Genomic DNA, 15,818 nt, shown 5'->3' on the forward strand with positions numbered 1-15,818 from the left:
CGGGTCGTTAGCTCAGTTGGTAGAGCAGTTGACTTTTAATCAATTGGTCGCAGGTTCGAATCCTGCACGACCCACCAATGTAAAAAGGCGCCCTAAAGGCGCCTTTTTGCTGTGCGCCATTCGTGTAGGATTTGAACCTGCAGCAGGTCGAGTCGAACGAAGAGAGACAGCGTTGCCATGAGCAACGACCCGGCAGGGCGAGGCAGAGCCGAGTCATCCTGCACGACCCACCAATGTAAAAAGGCGCCCTAAAGGCGCCTTTTTGCTGTCTACGATTTATGGATTTTTCTTGGCCGTGCAGCTGCGGCATAGATTAAAGGCTTGTCGCCTGTGGTGCTGGTAGCCGGATCAGACAGAACAGATTGCTGAATTGAAAAGCATGTCGTCTGAAGGGCCAGTAGCCAGGTCAGGAAGAGCGGGCTGAACACAAAAACGCCGTGAACCCCTCCCTGGGGGCTGCGAAGCGGCGTCCATGCCGCTTAGCTTTTGCTTATCAGCCCGCTCTCCCTTCCCCACAGCATTGGTGTTGCCTGTTACAGAAAATCAAAACCAACTTCCAGGTCCAAATCCAAATCCAAATCCAAATCCAAATCCAAATCCAAATCCAAATCCAAATCCAGCATCAAATCTGGTTTTGACCTGTGTGAATACCAGGCCAACCAGCAACACTGAATTTAACGGGTGGCACCCCGGAGTGCATTAGCCGAGTGTCTGCCGCAGGGATGCGGCAGCCAAGTCTCCAGGGATGGATTCACGACGTCTCGGATAAGGCACTCTGGGGTGACGCCTTTGCACCGACCCGGTTTTGACCTGTGTGGACGCCAGGCCAACCAACAACACTGAACTTAACGGGGGCGCCCCGGAGTGCCTTAGCGAGGCGTCTGCCGCAGGGATGCGGCATCAAGGTTTGCGCTAATGCCGCGCAACATACCAAAGTTAACATTTCGCACTACGACGTCCCGAATAATGTGCTCCGTGGTGACGCTTTTCCACCGCACCCGGTTTTAGTCTTTAATAACGTGCCCCGGAGTAATGCTTTTCCAGCACATCCGACTCAGCCCTTAACCGGCGCCAGATTTTTCCAGATATGCATCACTGCATAGCTGCGCCACGGACGCCAGGCTTGTGACAACCGTTCCGCCTCATTGGCCGTCACGCCACCCAGATTCTTCCTTATCACAATATCGCCATGGGGGAAGGCGTCAGGCCAGCGGAGCGCACGCATCGCAATATAGTGCGCCGTCCATTCGCCAATACCCGGCTGAGTCATCAGGCTGATGATAGCCTGTTCAGGATGCGTGGTGGCATCCAGCCTGAGATCCCCGCTTTCACACGCTGTCGCCAGCGCTATCAGCGTCCGGGCGCGGGCACTGACAATGCCCAGGCTGGCTACCTCATCAAGCGTTGCCGTGGCCACTCTGCCTGCAGGCGGTGTAAGCCGGTTTAGCTCAGGGAAGGGAGTCTGGATGGGCTCACCAAAAGCCTCAGCAAAACGCCCTCCAATCGTAGTGGCAGCCTTGACCGTGATTTGCTGCCCCAGAATAGCCCTGACGACCATCTCAAAAGCGTCAAAAGCGCCCGGCACTCGCAGTCCCGCATCTTTTATCAGACTTTCCCTTAGCAGAGGCTCCTGCTCAAGATGGGCGGCTATCCGATCGGGATGGGCGTCCAGGTCGAACAAATTTCGCAAACGCCTGAGTAATACAGGCAGCACAGGCGTAAGAGAGTGAGTAAACTCGACGCTTAACCCCGACTTCTCAGGCACCTGAATCACCCGGACCCAGCCCGTATGCGCTCCCAGACGCACGGTACGCGCATAACTCTGCTTATCCACACTCTCTACGCCCTTTAGCGCACGTAAGCTCAGGAAGGAGAGCAGGGCAGCCCAGTTATAGGGCGGGCGATAGCTCAGCAGTAAAGTTGAGGTTTCACTATTGATCATATGGCCCGGCTCACTTGCCGCTTTTCTTAATCGCGTAGGCGGCATGCGGTACTGACGATTAAACACCTCATTAAAGCGCCGCAGGCTGGCAAAGCCGCTGGCATAGGCCACTTCCGTTACCGGCAATGTCGTCTCGGTTAACAATTGCTTGGCCAGCAGCAGACGGCGTGTCTGCTTCAGTTCAAGAGGTGAAACGCCTAACTCCTTGTGCACAATGCGCCGCAGCTGCCTGAGACTCAGCGAAAACTGCGCGGCAATTTCTTCAAGGCTGTCGATATCTTCAATCAGCCCCTCCTCGATGCGCTGGATCAGCAAATCAGCTACGCGGTGGCTGCTGTCTACCGGGGCGTTACCAGGCGCAAGTTCAGGACGGCAGCGCAGACAGGGCCGAAAAGCGGCTTTCTCTGCCGCTTCGGCGCTGTCAAAAAACAGGCAGTTTTCCTGACGCGGCGGCTTCACCGGGCAGATCGGTCGGCAATAAATGCCGGTGGAAGTCACGCCGACAAAAAACACGCCGTCGAAACGCACATCTCGGGAGGTCATGGCACGGTAAGCTATCTGTGTATCAATCATAAACGGGTTCCGTCATGTTGGCTTCAGGGCAGAGTAGGAGCAATCAGAGTGCTGCGCTAGCCGTTTTCGGACATCTTGTTATCTGAGTTCACTGTCCGAAAACGGCTAGCTTAAGCCTGGTGTTCAGCGATAATAGAGCCTGTCCCTGAAACAGGGCATGACAGAGGGAGAAACCAATGAGCTATTTCTATAAATTGATGCCTTCGCCCGTAGGCGTACTGACACTGATAGCCAGCGACAAGGGCGTCGCCGCCATCCTGTGGGAAAATGAAAACCCTAATCGTGTCAGGCAGATGGCTACCGAAGAAGATCCTGCGCATCCGGTACTGGTGGAAACAGAGCGCCAACTGAAAGAGTATTTTGCCGGCGAACGCACCACCTTTACCGTTACGCTGGATTTTATCGGAACCGAATTTCAGAAAAAAGTCTGGCAGGCGCTGGTGGCTATTCCCTTTGGCGAAACGCGCAGCTATGGGGAGATTGCCCGCCAAATCGGCCATCCTAAAGCTGTCCGGGCAGTTGGGGCGGCAAACGGCAAAAATCCTATCTCTATTATTGCACCCTGCCACAGGGTTATTGGATCTAACGGTAAGCTGACCGGCTTTGCTGGCGGCCTTGAGGCCAAAGCCTTCCTGCTTAATATTGAAATCAGGCAGCCCGGCAATTTCGTTCTTAAGTGATCGCCATCACATCCCGACATCACCCTGAAAATTTCAGCGACACAGGCGACTATTTCGGCTATCGTGTTTAGCATATAAAACAAAGCTGCCGTTGGCTGGCGCGGAAAAGCACATTTCCGCTGTTTTGGTTAAGTTAAAAAAACGAGAGTCGCGATATGAGCCTGATGTTCGATCCTGAAACTGCCATCTATCCTTTCCCGCCCAAGCCTGCCCATTTATCCGGCGAGGATAAGCAGTTTTATCGGGAGAAAATCAAGCGATTGCTGAAAGAGCGCAATGCAGTCATGGTCGCGCATTATTACACCGACCCGGAAATTCAGGCGCTGGCGGAAGAGACCGGCGGATGCGTAGCGGACTCCCTGGAGATGGCGCGCTTCGGCAGCCAGCACGCTGCCAAAACGCTGCTGGTGGCTGGCGTGCGATTTATGGGCGAGACGGCTAAAATCCTCAGCCCGGAAAAAACTATCCTGATGCCCACCCTGCAGGCGGAATGCTCTCTGGATCTCGGCTGCCCTATAGAAGAGTTCACTCGTTTTTGTGATGCGCACCCTGACCGCACGGTAGTGGTTTACGCTAATACCTCAGCGGCGGTAAAAGCCCGCGCGGACTGGGTTGTCACCTCCAGCATTGCAGTGGATCTGATTGAACATCTGGACAGTCTGGGCGAGAAAATTATCTGGGCGCCGGACCGCCATCTCGGGCAATACGTCACGCGGCAGACCGGCGCCGATATTCTCTGCTGGCAGGGCACCTGTATCGTGCACGATGAATTTAAAACCCAGGCGTTGCAGCGCATGAAGGCCCTTTACTCGGACGCGGCGGTGCTGGTTCATCCGGAGTCGCCGCAGGCGATTGTGGATCTGGCGGATGCGGTAGGCTCGACCAGCCAGCTGATCCAGGCGGCCAAAACGCTTCCTCATCCGCAAATGATAGTGGCGACCGACCGCGGCATCTTTTACAAAATGCAGCAGGCGTGTCCGGAGAAAGAGCTGCTGGAAGCGCCAACGGCAGGAGAGGGCGCCACCTGTCGCACCTGCGCTCACTGTCCGTGGATGGCAATGAACGGACTGAAGGCAATTGCAGAAGGCCTCGAACAGGGCGGCAGCGAGCATGAAATTCAGGTCGATGCTGCCCTGCGCGAAGGGGCGTTGATCCCGCTGAATCGTATGTTAACCTTTGCAGCAAGTTTAAAGGGGTAATTCCTGACCCTCTTGATCAGGAAAAGGTGCCAATATGGATTTTTTTAGCACGCATAATATTTTGGTTCACATTCCTCTCGGCACTGGCGGTTACGATCTCTCCTGGATTGAAGCCATTGGTACCGTGGCGGGGCTGCTCTGTATCTGGCTGGCCAGCCTGGAAAAAATCATTAACTACGCCTTCGGCTTGATCAACGTTACCCTGTTTGCAGTGATCTTCTTCCAGATCCAACTCTATGCCAGCCTGCTGTTACAGCTGTTCTTCTTTGTCGCCAATATCTACGGCTGGTATGCCTGGAGCAGGCAGACGGCAGACAATCAGCACGTTCTTCAGATCCGTTGGATGACGCTGCCGAAAGCGTTGGGCTGGACAGCGGTATGTGTGGTGGCGATCGCGCTGATGACGCTCTATATCAACCCGGTCTTCGCCTGGCTCACTAACATAGCGGTATCGGTAATGCAGGGTATGGGGCTGGCTGTGACCCTGCCAGAACTGCAGCCGGATGCCTTCCCGTTCTGGGACTCCTGTCTGATGGTGTTGTCGATTGTGGCGATGATCCTGATGACACGGAAATATGTGGAGAACTGGTTGCTGTGGGTGGTGATCAACGTCATCAGCGTGATGATTTTTGCCCGACAGGGCGTCTATGCCATGTCGCTGGAGTACGCTATCCTGACGCTGATCGCCCTGAACGGCTGCTGGTTGTGGATTAAAAGCGCCCGCGAACAAGGTTCTCAAGCGCGCTCCTGACGTTTAATGATGATGGTGGGCATGAGTATGATCGTGCCCACCGCTTCCCCAGCTCAACTCGCAGTCGCCGTCCGCACATCCCTGATATTCCATCTGCACCGTGGCATGCTCTATCTGATAATGCTCATGTAGCCAGTGATGAATTTTGTGCAGCAGCGCATCATGGTCGTAAGGCGGAATAACGTGGACATGCAGCGTCATCACCGGCTTTTCCCCAACCTGCCATAAGTGAATATGATGCACGTTGCGAATTTCCGGGATACCAAGCGTTAACGCCCGCTTCAGCTTATCCACATCCAGCGACGCTGGCGCGCCCTCCAGCAGTTCATGAAAACTCTCTTTCATCAGCGCCCATGCGCTGCGCAACACCAGTAAAGAAACCAGAATCGATAAGATAGGGTCAACAGGCGTCCAGCCGGTGTACATGATGATCAGCGCGGCGACAATCGCCCCGACCGAGCCCAGCAAATCCCCTAAAACATGCAGTGCCGCTGCCCGAACGTTAAGGTTCTTCTCTTCACTCCCACGATGCAACAGCCAGAATGAGAGCAGATTAGCCAGTAAACCCGCGATAGCGATGCCCAGCATAAAACCGCCAGCAATGGGTTCAGGATGCATAAAGCGGATTACGGCTTCCCAGACAATCAGCACGGTGATAATCACCAGAGCTATCGCATTAATAAACGCGGCCAGGGTGGTCAACCGCAGCAGACCAAAGGTATGGCGGGCATTCGGCTTACGTTGGGCAAACTGAACCGCCAGCAGCGCCATTAACAGGGCTGCGGCATCGGTCAGCATATGTCCGGCATCCGCCAGCAGGGCCAGAGAGCCGGAAAGCAGGCCGCCAGCGACTTCTGCCACCATAAACAGCGCGGTGACGATGAAAGCGGCCAGAAGGCGGGAACGGTTTCCTGTTCCTTCAGAGTGGGTGTGCGCCATAAATTTCCAGTTCAGTGAGTAGACTTTCCGTTAATGATATCAATAAATTCAGATCGGCTGCAGGCTCTTGCCCTGCGCGACATTGTTCAATAATGCGCTGGCACAGTTTTTCGCCGTCGCCATAGCCTAACATCTGCCAGCTGCCTTTCAGGCGATGAGCCGCTTTTTCAGCGTTATCCCAGGCATGCTCAGCCAGCGCCGACTTCAGCCTGTCGCTATCTTCACGCAGGGTGCGCTGAAGCGTTTGACGAATTTTGCCGAAAAAGAGGTCATCTTCGCCGGCCAGCTTCCAGAGCCGTTCCTCCAGACCCGCCATTGACTGAGCAGCCAGGATTGGCTCAATTTCACGCAGCGTGACGGGTTTCAGCAGCACTTTATCGCTTACCGCCAGGATGGCAGGGCGGGAAAGGAGGTCTGCATCGGCAGAACAGATAACAATACGACTATGCGACGATCGCAGACGTTCGCGACGGCGCAGGATCTTTGCCACCGTCAGGCCATCCGGGTGCGGCATGCTGAAATCGATAAAGAGCAGATCATAGTGTTCTTTTGCAGCCAGCAGCGCCCGGCCATCCGGAAAGCACTCTGCTGCAATACCGAACCAGGCAAGCTGCTGTTGCATCACCAGCAGGTTGGTAGGATGGTCATCCACAATGGCTACTCTGAGCGGACTGACAGGTCGGCTGAAGGTAGAGGCAGGCAGCGGTTCGGCGGGAACCCGATCTGCCGTAAGCATTTGCAGAGGAAGGATAACCGTCAGCGTCGTACCGCGCCCCGGCGCAGAGTCCAGCCGGATCTCTCCCGCCATACGGGCCACAATCTCTTTACAGATTGACAGCCCCAAACCGCTGCCCTGTACAGAGAGCTGACGACCGGAAGGGGTCTGATACCAGGGTTCAAAGAGTTTAGCCTGCTCAGCCGCCGGGATGCCGCTGCCGGTGTCGATCACCCTCAGGCAGAGATGCTGCTTCGCCTCATCTGCCGCCAGCGTGACGCGTATCTCGCCCTGCCGGGTAAATTTAATGGCGTTACCGATCAGATTATAGGCAATCTGCTGCAACCGCTGCTCATCAATAAGAATCCATGCCGGTAATGGGGGAACGGCTTCGACCCGGAAAACCGGCCCGTCAGGCCGCATCAGAGGATGATAAAAATCCGCGAGACGGTTCAGCCACTTGGCCGGATCCAGCGGCTGCGGCACCAGAGTAAAACTGTTGCTTTCCAGCTTGGCGTGATCCTGAAGATCGTTCAGCAGCGTCATCAGGGCGGAGGCGCTGCTGTGGATCACGGTCAGATTTTTCGCCGCAGGCTGGCGTGAGACCTCCACTTCCAGCAGCCCAAGAATCGCCTGCATGGGGGTGCGTAGCTCATGACTTACCGTAGCCAGAAACTGGCTTTTCATCTGATTAGCCCGCTCGGCCTCTTCGCGCTCCAGCTCCAGCTGCCGTCGTTGTCTCCGCTCCCGGCGCTGCTCCAGATAACGACGCAGCAGCAGGATTAACAAGAAAAGAATGGCAAACAGCGCGGCTATCAGTACAAACAGAGAAACGGGCCGCATCTGACCCTCGCCGCTCTCTGCCAGCACCGAGCTGTTACTGCTCCAGTTTTCCCGCATACGCTGCTGCGTGTCGGCAGGAATTTGTTGCAGGCTGCTGTTGAGCAGGGTTCTTAACAGCGGAAAGTCAGGGCTGACGCCAAGAGTGATGGGCCATGCGGTATCGCTGGCGGCAAAAGCAAGACGCAGCGCATTACTGTAGCGGGACTGGATCAGCCAGCGGGCAGAAATAACGTTATCTACCAGCGCGTCGATTTGCCCGTTTGCTAACGCATCGTAGAGCGTTTTGCTCTCTTCAAACGTCACAATTTTGACCTCTGCGGGGATCAGCTGCCGGGCAATATCGCCACGCCGGATACCGACGCGCAATCCTTTAAGCTGCTGCCAGCCGGTCACGGGCGGTGACATCTGACCAACGTAAACGCCCCAGAGCGCACGCCAGACCGGTAACGTATTGGTACGCATGGCATCGTCACTGGTTAGCGGCAGAGTGAGTTGGATCATCGCCCGTCCCTGATCAACCAGCGCCTGAGCCTGTTCAGCATTGCTTACCCACCAGGGTTGAAAGCGCAGCCCGGTGTTCTGCCCGATAATATTCAGCAACTCTATGCTGTAACCGCTGGGCTGGCCGCCGGGGCCACGGAAGCTCCAGGGGTAATCATCGCTGATGGCGGCATAGGTAACCACCGGATGCTGCTCTGTCCAGCTACGCTCCATCGGGGATAAGTGGGCTGTATTGGTGTCCTGATAACGGGGAAGCTGGCTGCTCCAGCGACCCTGAATACCGTTAACTACCTCCATTGGCAGCTGCCGGAAAGCGGTGTCGATACGGTCAGTGAGCGGCTGGCTGGTGGTGACGGCCTGCAAACGCAGCTCACCCGGATTGAGGGACGAAGCAAGCTGGTAAATCTGGCCCTGCTGCAGCTGGCTCAGCAAAAAACCGGCGCTGGTTTCATCAGCGACCACATAGTCGCTTTGATTATTCAGCAGGGCATAAAGCGCCTGCAAATCATTGTCCACCACTTTCCAGTGGTGCTTTTTAGCGAAGTCAGGAGAAATAAGCTTTAGCGTGGCGCGGCTGACGGTAATCTGCGCATCAGCTGAGTTAAACATCACCGGGCGGAGGTTATCGCGGCTGCGGTAGATGCGTAGCGGGCTGGAAAACCAGGGCTGTGTTGCGCTTAGTCCGGGGGAGAGCGTTTGCTGCGGGACCCCGAAGATGATATCTAACTTCCCCGTCTGTAAAGCCTGCAACAAGGCCTGCCAGTCGGCATAACTTTCAACCTGAAATTTCATGCCGGTAGTCTGCGTCAGCGCCACCAGATAATCGGCGTTAATACCATAGAGATCCTGGCCCACTACCATATTCCAGGGGGTACTGTTGTCCCGCAGGATCCCCACGCGCAGGATCTTCTCCTGCCAGCGTGCGGGTTGCTCCAGCGGCATCATCTCCTGCGGCAGCGTGATGCTGCTGACAGGCCTTAACGCTGCCTCCGCCCTCAGGCAAAACAGCATAAGCAGCAGGCAGAGAACCCAGCCTTTCACTGCTGAGATTTCCAGAATCCAACCAGCTCCACCACCGAGCTGGCCCCGGTTTTATCCATGATGTTCTTTTTATGTGTGCTGACCGTTTTATTACTGATATTAAGCTGTCCGGCAATTTGCAGGTTAGAGAGGCCTTTTGCCAGCAGGCCAAGGATTTGCTGCTCTTTACTGGTCAACACGCTGGTTGTGACATTACCGGCGCTGGCCGGGAAAGCCTGCTGGCCGCCCAGCACGGCCAGTATAGCGGAGAGAAGCTGCGGCACAGGCTGACGCTTGGCAACGTAGCCGGTCGCGCCTGCGGCTTCAGCCAGACGTTGATAAAGGCGCTCTTCCTGGGCGGAATAAACGATCACTGGCAGCAGGGGAAAATGGCGGCGGATATATTTCAACAGCTGGAGGCCGTCGCCGTCAGGCAGACCAATATCCAGCACGACCACATCCACTTTCTGTGCCGAAAGCTTCTCTCTGGCACTGTTTTCGTCTTCTACCGCTAACAAATGAAAAGGAACAGGGGCATGCGCCAGAGCCGCTTCAAGTGCAACCTGGACCAGCGGATGATCGTCTATCAGCAGTAGCGTAAACATGGAGTTATCCGCGAAAAAACAGGGTGTTCAAGAATAGCGTAATGGCAGGGGGAAGCAACAGGCGCAAAAAAGGAGAGCCACAGCTCTCCTCTTATTCACCAGATGGCGTATTACTGCGTAGTACCATCGGTTTTGGTATCAGCACCTGGACCGACTTTTTTATTGATGTCGGGGCATTTACCATCTTTGCACTGGGTATTCTGGTCAATCTCATTGGCCGTCATTTTTTTGTGATGTTTCATCTTCTGGTGGGTACCGGAAGTTGCATCGCCAGTGTTATTGATTTGACTGTTATCGACCTTATTCGGGGCAAGATTCTCTTTGGCGCTACCTGCTGCCGCACCAGCCTCTGCTGCCTGGTTAGCGGTACCATTATTGCCGCCAGCAGCCATTGCTGCGCCACTGCCCAAAGTCATTGCTGCGGTCAGGAATACGATTGCAAACTTATTCATCATTATGCTCCGTTAAATTTTGAATATGGTTTAACCAAACCCCTGTGAAATGTGGTTTGAATAAAATATCAAAAAAGCTGAAATAACATCCGCACAGGCTCACCCTGTTGAAAGTCGGTGATCTTTATGCGTTTTTTTTAAATGTTCACGCTGTTAAGTGTAGTTCAGGATAGGAAAACAGCAAATCCGATCGCCAATAAGTTCTCTAAAGTCGATTTACAGTACGGTGCACACGCGATAAATTGGGCCTGATGCGCCCGATGTGCATAACGGCCTTTAAAACAGTGGAAAGATTATGAATTATCAGAATGATGACTTAAGAATCAAAGAGATAAAAGAACTGCTCCCCCCGGTTGCTCTACTTGAAAAGTTTCCTGCCACGGAGATGGCGGCAAAGACCGTTTCCGATGCCCGTCAGGCCATTCATAATATTCTTAAAAAAACGGACGATCGCTTATTAGTGGTGATTGGCCCATGCTCTATTCACGACACCGTAGCGGCGAAGGAATATGCAGCGCGTCTGCTGAAGCTGCGTGAGGAGTTAAGCGATTCACTGGAAGTGGTGATGCGGGTCTATTTTGAAAAGCCGCGAACCACCGTCGGCTGGAAAGGGCTGATTAACGATCCGTACATGGATGGCAGCTATCAGATCAATGACGGCTTGCGTATCGCCCGTAAACTGCTGGTTGATATCAACGACACTGGCCTGCCTGCGGCGGGTGAGTTCCTGGATATGATCACGCCGCAGTATATGGCTGACCTGATGAGCTGGGGTGCTATTGGTGCAAGGACCACAGAATCTCAGGTACACCGCGAACTCTCTTCCGGGCTATCCTGTCCGGTTGGGTTCAAAAACGGTACCGATGGCACCATCAAAGTTGCTATCGATGCTATTAATGCCGCCAGCGCGCCACACTGCTTCCTCTCTGTCACCAAATATGGTCATTCCGCTATCGTAGAGACCAGCGGTAACGGTGACTGCCATATTATCCTTCGCGGTGGTAAAGAGCCAAACTACAGTGCGCATCACGTCAGTGCCGTTAAAACCGGTCTTGAGAAGGCGGGCCTGGCGCCGCAGGTGATGATTGACTTCAGTCATGCCAACAGCAGCAAGCAGTTTCAGAAGCAGCTGGTGGTAGCGGATGATGTAGCCCAACAGATTGCGGAGGGCGAAAGAGCGATTATCGGCGTGATGATCGAAAGCCACCTGGTGGAAGGTAATCAGAATCTGGAAAGCGGCGAGCCGCTGGTCTATGGCCAGAGCGTAACTGACGCCTGCATCGGCTGGAATGATACGGAAACCGTGCTTCGTCAGCTGGCACAGGCAGTGAAAACCCGTCGCGGTTAGCAGCCCCAGCAATAAAAAATCCGCCAACTGGCGGATTTTTTATTGCTCAGAAACTTCTCTTCACTGGAAGGGGAGTTTTACTTCGCTTTACCCTGGTTTGCCACGGCCGCCGCTTTTGCAGCGATTTCGTCAGCATCACCCAGATAGTAATGTTTGATTGGTTTGAAGTTTTCGTCGAACTCATAAACCAGCGGCACGCCGGTTGGGATATTCAGCTCAAGGATCTCTTCTTCACTCATGTTATCCAGGTATTTCACCAGCGCGCGCAGGGAGTTACCGTGAGCCGCGATGATCACTTTCTCGCCGCTTTTCATACGTGGCAGAATTGACTCGTTCCAGTAAGGCAGCACGCGGTCAATAGTCAGCGCCAGGCTTTCGGTGGTAGGCAGCTGCTCTGGGGTCAGTTTGGCGTAACGTGGGTCATGGCCAGGGAAGCGCTCATCAGCACGATCCAGCTCTGGTGGGGTGACGGCGAAGCCGCGACGCCACTGTTTAACCTGATCGTCGCCATATTTGTTGGCGGTTTCCGCTTTATCCAGACCCTGCAGCGCACCGTAGTGACGCTCGTTCAGGCGCCAGGATTTTTCAACCGGCAGCCAGACCTGATCCACTTCGTCCAGAATGTTCCACAGCGTATGAATGGCACGTTTCAGCACGGAGGTATAAGCGAAATCGAAGGTAAAGCCCTCTTTTTTCAGCAGCTGACCTGCGGCTTTCGCTTCGGTACGGCCTTTATCGGAAAGGTCCACATCGTACCAACCGGTAAAGCGGTTTTCATTATTCCACTGGCTTTCGCCGTGACGTACCAGAACCAGCTTAGTTACAGCCATAGCTTAACTCCTTAATAATCTGACGTTTCTATGATAATGGTAAACCGGAAATTGCGCGTCACACCCTGGCGGCAATTTTACAGGCCATTACCATAACGGAAATCTGCGCACCGCGTAAGCCTGTCACGACGCTGATGCGCGTTTTTCATGCGCTGAGTCAAACCGCCGTCAGGCGGTAGCGCGTCACCGACTGATACGATTCACCCGGTTTCAGCCAGCAGTCTGGCTGCGGCCACTCCGGGTGATTCGGCGAGTCAGGCAAAAACTCGCTCTCCAGTGCGATACCCTGAAACGCAGTATAGACGCCCTGTTCACGAGCCGGGGTGCCTTGCAGATAATTGCCCGAGTAAAATTGCAGCGCAGGCGCGGAGGTAAATACGGTGAGCTGCAGTTGACCATCCTCAGACCAGAGTTCAGCCGCAGGCTGAGCTTCCTGCTGAGGGTTGAGCAGGAAAGCATGGTCATAACCTTTGACGGCGCGCTGGTCCTCATCCTGCAGGAACTCTTCTGCCACCGTTTTAGGCTGACGGAAGTCAAAGCTGGTGCCTGCTACCGCTTTGAGCGCAGCATTGGGAATACCTTCGCTGTCAACGGGCAGATAGCGCTCTGCATGCAGCTGGAGTTTATGGCCGCGTGCATCGCCATGCTGCGCATCAAGGTTGAAATAGGCATGATTGGTCAGATTGACCGGACAGGCCCGATCGGTAGTAGCGTGATACTGAATGGTGAGCGTGTTGTCATCTTCCAGGCGATAGAGCAGGGTAACCAGCAGATTGCCCGGATAGCCCTGATCGCCATCCGGCGAGTCCAGCTGATACTCCACTTCCTGTTCTGCCTGACGCACAATTTGCCAGCGACGGTTGTGGAACCCTTGCGGGCCGCCGTGCAGCTGATGCGGTCCCTGGTTGGCGGCCAGGGGCCAAGTTTTGCCTTCCCGGCTGAAGGTGGCGTTAGCGATACGGTTGGCATAGCGCCCCACGGTTGCGCCAAGATAGGCCGTCTGTTTCAGATAATCTGAAGGCGTGGCGCAGCCCAGCAGCGCTTCACGGACGCGGCCATCTTTCATCGGTACGCGCGCGGAGAGCCAGGTTGCGCCCCAGTCCATAAACGTCGCCACCATGCCGCCCGCGTTGCGCAGGGTGGTGATGTGCCATGGCTGACCGTCAGGCGCATGAGAAGTCTGTTCTGTCAGCACAATCCGGCTCCTTCTGATGCTTTGCAGACATAGAAAGTCTCTTTGATGCCCGATTTGGCTTCATACTGCTCAACCACGGCAGCTTTGACTTCATCAACCAGATCCAGCGGCATCAGCGCCACCACGCAACCGCCGAAACCGCCGCCGGTCATACGCACGCCGCCGCGATCACCCAGCGTCGCTTTTACGATATCCACCAGCGTATCGACAGGGGGAACGGTGATCTCAAAATCGTCACGCATTGAGGCGTGCGATTCGGCCATCAATACCGCCATACGGGCCAGATCGCCTTTTGCCAGCACGTCGGCGGCTTCCAGCGTACGGGCATTCTCGGTCAGCACGTGGCGCACGCGTTTCGCCACTATCGGGTCAAGGCTGGCTTCCTGTGCCTGGAACTGCTCAAGCTTCACGTCCCGCAGAGAGGTGTGGCCAAAGAATTTAGCGCCCGCTTCACACTGTTCGCGACGGACATTGTACTCGCTACCGACCAGACTACGACGGAAGTTGGTATTGATGATCACCACCGCAATCTCTTCTGGCATCGGCACCGGACGCGTGCTCAGCGTGCGGCAGTCCAGCAGCATGGCGTGATCTTTTTTGCCAAGAGCGGAAATCAGCTGATCCATAATGCCGCAGTTACAGCCGACGAACTGGTTCTCTGCTTCCTGACCGTTAACCGCAATCTCTGCGCCCTCTAACGGCAGCTGATAAAGCTGTTGGAACACGGTGCCTACCGCCACTTCCAGCGAGGCAGAGGAGCTGAGGCCTGCGCCCTGCGGCACGTCACCGGCGATAACCATATCCACACCGCCAAAGTCCTTGTTACGCTTCAGCAGATGTTTAACCACGCCGCGCACATAATTGGCCCACATCTGATCTTTCAGCGGTTCAATGGGTTCGTCGAGCGAGAAAATATCTTGTTGTTTATCGTAATCTGCGGCAATAACGCGAACCTGCCGATCGTCACGCTTAGCACAGGCGATGACCGTCTGATAATCGATAGCGCAAGGGAGAACAAAACCGTCATTGTAATCGGTATGTTCACCAATCAGATTGACGCGCCCTGGTGCCTGAACAGTGTGGTCGGCGGCATAACCAAATGCGTCGCTGAAAATCTGGTGAGTCAGAGTCTTTAAAGTCATTGTTATGCTCCCGTCTCGCGGAAATGAATATCACTGACGGAACGCAGACGTTCGGCTGCCTGTTCCGCGGTTAAGTCGCGCTGGGTTTCTGCCAGCATCTCATAGCCCACCATAAATTTTCGCACCGTGGCGGAACGCAACAGCGGTGGATAGAAGTGGGCATGCAGCTGCCAGTGATCGTTGGCTTCACCATTAAAGGGTGCGCCATGCCAGCCCATGGAGTAGGGGAAGGAGCACTGGAACAGGTTGTCATAACGGCTGGTGAGTTTTTTCAACGCCAGCGCCAGATCGCTACGCTGGGCATCATTTAAATCAACCAGACGTTTACTGTGCGCCTTCGGCAGCAGCAGGGTTTCGAACGGCCAGGCCGCCCACCACGGCACCACGGCCAGCCAGTGTTCGGTTTCCACCACGGTACGACTGCCGTCGTTCAGCTCACGGGCAGTGTAATCCACCAGCATTGGCGAGCCGTGCTGTTCAAAATAAGCGCGCTGCAGATCGTCTTCGCGTTTGGCTTCGTTCGGCAGGAAGCTGTTGGCCCAGACCTGGCCATGAGGATGCGGGTTGGAGCAGCCCATCGCCGCGCCTTTGTTCTCGAAAACCTGCACCCAAGGGTAGTGCTGACCCAAATCGGCGGTCTGCTCCTGCCAGGTTCGTACCACCTGCTCCAGATTGGAGAGCGTCAGTTCCGGCAGCGTTTTACTGTGATCGGGTGAGAAACAGATTACCCGGCTGGTGCCGCGAGCGCTCTCACAGCGCATCAGAATATCTTCGCTTTCCGGCGCGTCTGGCGTGTCGGTCATCAGCGCGGCAAAGTCGTTGGTAAAGACGTAGGTATTGGTGTAGTCGGGATTTTTATCCCCGGTCACGCGGGTATTGCCAGGACAGAGGAAGCAGTCTGGATCGTGAGCAGGCAGTATTTCCTGGGAAGTGGTTTCCTGCGCGCCCTGCCACGGGCGTTTGGCGCGGTGAGGAGAGACCAAAATCCACTGATCGGACAGTGGGTTATAGCGGCGATGCGGGTGATCGACCGGATTAAATTTTTGCATGTTGAGTCCTGATAACCTTCTTTATGCGTCGATA

13 protein-coding genes, 1 tRNA gene and 1 other RNA gene are annotated in these 15,818 nt (G+C 55.0%); 6 read left to right on the forward strand and 9 right to left on the reverse strand.

Annotated features, from left to right (window positions below; translation table 11 throughout):
• Position 1 precedes the first annotated feature (1 nt).
• Positions 2-77, forward strand: a tRNA-Lys gene (locus SD961_RS20820).
• 31 nt (positions 78-108) lie between these two features.
• Positions 109-233, forward strand: a non-coding RNA gene (locus tag SD961_RS20825) — RtT sRNA.
• 821 nt (positions 234-1,054) lie between these two features.
• Here the strand turns inward: SD961_RS20825 and SD961_RS20830 are convergent.
• Positions 1,055-2,515: an AlkA N-terminal domain-containing protein gene (locus SD961_RS20830; RefSeq protein WP_318792233.1), complete on the reverse strand. Its 1,461-nt coding sequence runs from the start codon at positions 2,513-2,515 to the stop codon at positions 1,055-1,057.
• 176 nt (positions 2,516-2,691) lie between these two features.
• Here SD961_RS20830 and SD961_RS20835 point away from each other — a divergent pair, with 176 nt between their 5' ends.
• The 3 genes from SD961_RS20835 to pnuC all read left to right on the forward strand — a co-directional run bounded on the left by SD961_RS20835 (position 2,692) and on the right by pnuC (position 5,145).
• Complete coding sequence (locus SD961_RS20835) at positions 2,692-3,195, forward strand: methylated-DNA--[protein]-cysteine S-methyltransferase (protein WP_318792234.1); 504 nt, start codon at positions 2,692-2,694, stop codon at positions 3,193-3,195.
• Positions 3,196-3,350: 155 nt separating this feature from the next.
• On the forward strand, positions 3,351-4,394 hold the full coding sequence (gene nadA / locus SD961_RS20840; protein WP_318792235.1) for a quinolinate synthase NadA: 1,044 nt from the start codon (positions 3,351-3,353) through the stop codon (positions 4,392-4,394).
• Positions 4,395-4,428: 34 nt separating this feature from the next.
• Positions 4,429-5,145, forward strand: a complete 717-nt coding sequence (gene pnuC / locus SD961_RS20845) for a nicotinamide riboside transporter PnuC (RefSeq protein WP_318792236.1) — start codon at positions 4,429-4,431, stop codon at positions 5,143-5,145.
• Between the two features lie 3 nt (positions 5,146-5,148).
• Here the strand turns inward: pnuC and zitB are convergent, their stop codons facing one another.
• From zitB to SD961_RS20865, 4 genes are all read right to left on the reverse strand, one after another.
• Positions 5,149-6,084 (reverse strand): CDF family zinc transporter ZitB, encoded by a 936-nt coding sequence (gene zitB / locus SD961_RS20850; RefSeq protein WP_318792237.1) that lies wholly within the window; start codon positions 6,082-6,084, stop codon positions 5,149-5,151.
• Positions 6,065-9,154 (reverse strand): ATP-binding protein, encoded by a 3,090-nt coding sequence (locus tag SD961_RS20855; RefSeq protein WP_318792269.1) that lies wholly within the window; start codon positions 9,152-9,154, stop codon positions 6,065-6,067. The genes zitB and SD961_RS20855 overlap by 20 nt, the downstream gene beginning before the upstream one ends.
• A 26-nt stretch (positions 9,155-9,180) precedes the next feature.
• Positions 9,181-9,768, reverse strand: coding sequence for a response regulator transcription factor (locus SD961_RS20860; RefSeq protein ID WP_318792238.1), 588 nt, complete (start codon positions 9,766-9,768; stop codon positions 9,181-9,183).
• A gap of 110 nt (positions 9,769-9,878) precedes the next feature.
• The gene (locus SD961_RS20865) at positions 9,879-10,223 is read right to left on the reverse strand and encodes a protein YbgS (protein ID WP_318792239.1); all 345 of its coding nucleotides are present in this window, start codon (positions 10,221-10,223) and stop codon (positions 9,879-9,881) included.
• A gap of 292 nt (positions 10,224-10,515) precedes the next feature.
• Between SD961_RS20865 and aroG the strand changes: the two genes are divergently transcribed.
• Positions 10,516-11,568, forward strand: coding sequence for a 3-deoxy-7-phosphoheptulonate synthase AroG (aroG, locus tag SD961_RS20870; protein WP_318792240.1), 1,053 nt, complete (start codon positions 10,516-10,518; stop codon positions 11,566-11,568).
• A gap of 77 nt (positions 11,569-11,645) precedes the next feature.
• Here aroG and gpmA read toward each other — a convergent pair whose 3' ends face one another.
• The 4 genes from gpmA to galT all read right to left on the reverse strand — a co-directional run bounded on the left by gpmA (position 11,646) and on the right by galT (position 15,784).
• The gene (gene gpmA / locus SD961_RS20875) at positions 11,646-12,398 is read right to left on the reverse strand and encodes a 2,3-diphosphoglycerate-dependent phosphoglycerate mutase (RefSeq protein ID WP_318792241.1); all 753 of its coding nucleotides are present in this window, start codon (positions 12,396-12,398) and stop codon (positions 11,646-11,648) included.
• Between the two features lie 157 nt (positions 12,399-12,555).
• Positions 12,556-13,593 carry a galactose-1-epimerase gene (gene galM / locus SD961_RS20880; protein ID WP_318792242.1) on the reverse strand — a complete coding sequence of 346 codons (1,038 nt, stop codon included), beginning with the start codon at positions 13,591-13,593 and terminating at the stop codon, positions 12,556-12,558.
• Positions 13,587-14,735 (reverse strand): galactokinase, encoded by a 1,149-nt coding sequence (gene galK / locus SD961_RS20885; protein WP_318792243.1) that lies wholly within the window; start codon positions 14,733-14,735, stop codon positions 13,587-13,589. The genes galM and galK overlap by 7 nt, the downstream gene beginning before the upstream one ends.
• Positions 14,736-14,737: 2 nt before the next feature.
• Positions 14,738-15,784 carry a galactose-1-phosphate uridylyltransferase gene (galT, locus tag SD961_RS20890; RefSeq protein WP_318792244.1) on the reverse strand — a complete coding sequence of 349 codons (1,047 nt, stop codon included), beginning with the start codon at positions 15,782-15,784 and terminating at the stop codon, positions 14,738-14,740.
• Between the last annotated feature and the right edge of the window lie 34 nt (positions 15,785-15,818).

Origin of the sequence: Erwinia sp. MMLR14_017, assembly GCF_033657285.1 — a bacterium.
In the GTDB taxonomy this organism is placed as follows: Bacteria; Pseudomonadota; Gammaproteobacteria; order Enterobacterales; family Enterobacteriaceae; genus Erwinia.

What these genes read in the sequence shown, in the direction of transcription:
- aroG (WP_318792240.1), top strand. Translation starts at nt 10,516, where the DNA reads ATGAATTATCAGAATGATGACTTAAGAATCAAAGAGATAAAAGAACTG.
- gpmA (WP_318792241.1), bottom strand. Translation starts at nt 12,398, where the DNA reads ATGGCTGTAACTAAGCTGGTTCTGGTACGTCACGGCGAAAGCCAGTGG.
- galT (WP_318792244.1), bottom strand. Translation starts at nt 15,784, where the DNA reads ATGCAAAAATTTAATCCGGTCGATCACCCGCATCGCCGCTATAACCCA.
- galK (WP_318792243.1), bottom strand. Translation starts at nt 14,735, where the DNA reads ATGACTTTAAAGACTCTGACTCACCAGATTTTCAGCGACGCATTTGGT.
- nadA (WP_318792235.1), top strand. Translation starts at nt 3,351, where the DNA reads ATGAGCCTGATGTTCGATCCTGAAACTGCCATCTATCCTTTCCCGCCC.
- SD961_RS20860 (WP_318792238.1), bottom strand. Translation starts at nt 9,768, where the DNA reads ATGTTTACGCTACTGCTGATAGACGATCATCCGCTGGTCCAGGTTGCA.
- pnuC (WP_318792236.1), top strand. Translation starts at nt 4,429, where the DNA reads ATGGATTTTTTTAGCACGCATAATATTTTGGTTCACATTCCTCTCGGC.
- SD961_RS20835 (WP_318792234.1), top strand. Translation starts at nt 2,692, where the DNA reads ATGAGCTATTTCTATAAATTGATGCCTTCGCCCGTAGGCGTACTGACA.
- zitB (WP_318792237.1), bottom strand. Translation starts at nt 6,084, where the DNA reads ATGGCGCACACCCACTCTGAAGGAACAGGAAACCGTTCCCGCCTTCTG.
- SD961_RS20855 (WP_318792269.1), bottom strand. Translation starts at nt 9,154, where the DNA reads ATGCTGTTTTGCCTGAGGGCGGAGGCAGCGTTAAGGCCTGTCAGCAGC.
- SD961_RS20865 (WP_318792239.1), bottom strand. Translation starts at nt 10,223, where the DNA reads ATGATGAATAAGTTTGCAATCGTATTCCTGACCGCAGCAATGACTTTG.
- SD961_RS20830 (WP_318792233.1), bottom strand. Translation starts at nt 2,515, where the DNA reads ATGATTGATACACAGATAGCTTACCGTGCCATGACCTCCCGAGATGTG.